Raw genomic sequence first — 1,427 nt, 5'->3', positions numbered from 1 at the left:
GGCGAACAGCTCCCGCAGCTGACCCGTGGACAGCTCGGTGATCCACTGTTCGCCGGTGCCCACCACCCGCTCGGCGAGGGCGCGCTTGTCGGCGATCATCGCGGCGACCTTCTCCTCCACGGTGCCGGCGCAGACGAACTTGCGGACCTGCACCCGCCGGCGCTGCCCGATCCGGAACGCCCGGTCGGTGGCCTGGTCCTCGACCGCCGGGTTCCACCACCGGTCCACGTGCACCACGTGGTTGGCGGCGGTCAGGGTGAGCCCGGTGCCACCGGCCTTGAGGGACAGGACGAACAGCGGCGGGCCGTCGGCCGACTGGAAGCGCTGCACCAGGGCGTCCCGCTCGGCCTTGCCGAGCCCACCGTGCAGGAACAGCACCTCGCGGCCGAACCGCGCCGACAGGTGACCGCGCAACATCGCGCCGAACTCCGCGTACTGGGTGAACAGCAGCGCCCGCTCCCCCGCCGCCAGCACCTCCTCCAGGATCTCGGTCAGCCGGGCCAGCTTGCCGGAGCGGCCCTCCAGCGCCGAGCCGTCGCGCAGCAGCTGAGCGGGGTGGTTGCAGACCTGCTTGAGCCGGGTCATGGTGGCCAGCACCAGCCCGCGTCGCTCGATGCCGTCGCTGGTCTCGATCCGGGCCAGCATGTCGTCGACCACCACCCGGTACAGGGCGGCCTGCTCGGCCGTGAGGTTGCAGAGCACCTCCATCTCCAGCTTCTCCGGCAGGTCGGAGATGATCGACGAGTCGGTCTTGAGCCGGCGCAGCACGAACGGGCCGGTGATCCGGCGCAGCCGCTCGGCGGCCTCGACGTCGCCGTGGCGCTCGATCGGCTCGGCGAACCGCTTGCGGAACGTCGCGGCCGGGCCGAGCAGCCCCGGATTGGCGAACTGCATGATCGACCAGAGATCGGCGAGCCGGTTCTCCACCGGCGTACCGGTCACCGCCACCCGCTGCCGGGCCGGCAGCGCGCGGACCGCCTCGGCCTGCCGGGTCGACGCGTTCTTGATCGCCTGCGCCTCGTCCACCACCACCCGGTGCCAGTCGATGCCGGCCAGGTCGACGGCGTCGCGCGCGGCCACCGAGTAGGTGGTGAGGACCAGGTCCGCGCCGTGCGCGGCAGTCGTGAACTCCGCCCCCCGCGCCCGCTCCGCCCCATGGTGTACGTGCACCCGCAGCGTCGGCGTGAACCGGGCCGCCTCCCGCTGCCAGTTACCGACCAGCGACATCGGACAGACCAGCAGGGTCGGTCCGGCCTCCGGCGGGTCCCCGGCGAGAAGCGCCAGCAACTGCACGGTCTTGCCCAGCCCCATGTCGTCGGCGAGCACCCCGCCCAGGCCGAGTGACCGCAGGAACGCCAGCCAGGCCAGTCCCCGCCGCTGGTACGGCCGCAGCGTCCCCTGGAAACCCGGCGGCGGGTCGAGCGGGG

At 73.0% G+C, this 1,427-nt stretch carries 1 protein-coding gene; it reads right to left on the bottom strand.

The genetic code is table 11. The annotated features are described in order from the left end of the window. Positions 1 to 1,427, bottom strand: a 1,427-nt coding sequence (locus tag AB0J68_RS32180; RefSeq protein ID WP_363942656.1) for a DEAD/DEAH box helicase, incomplete at both ends; no start/stop codon positions are given.

The organism is Micromonospora sp. NPDC049580 (genome assembly GCF_040675595.1).
GTDB lineage: Bacteria > Actinomycetota > Actinomycetes > Mycobacteriales > Micromonosporaceae > Micromonospora.
The sequence above is the reverse complement of the archived record's forward strand: the minus strand, read 5'-3'. Positions and strand labels throughout refer to the sequence as shown.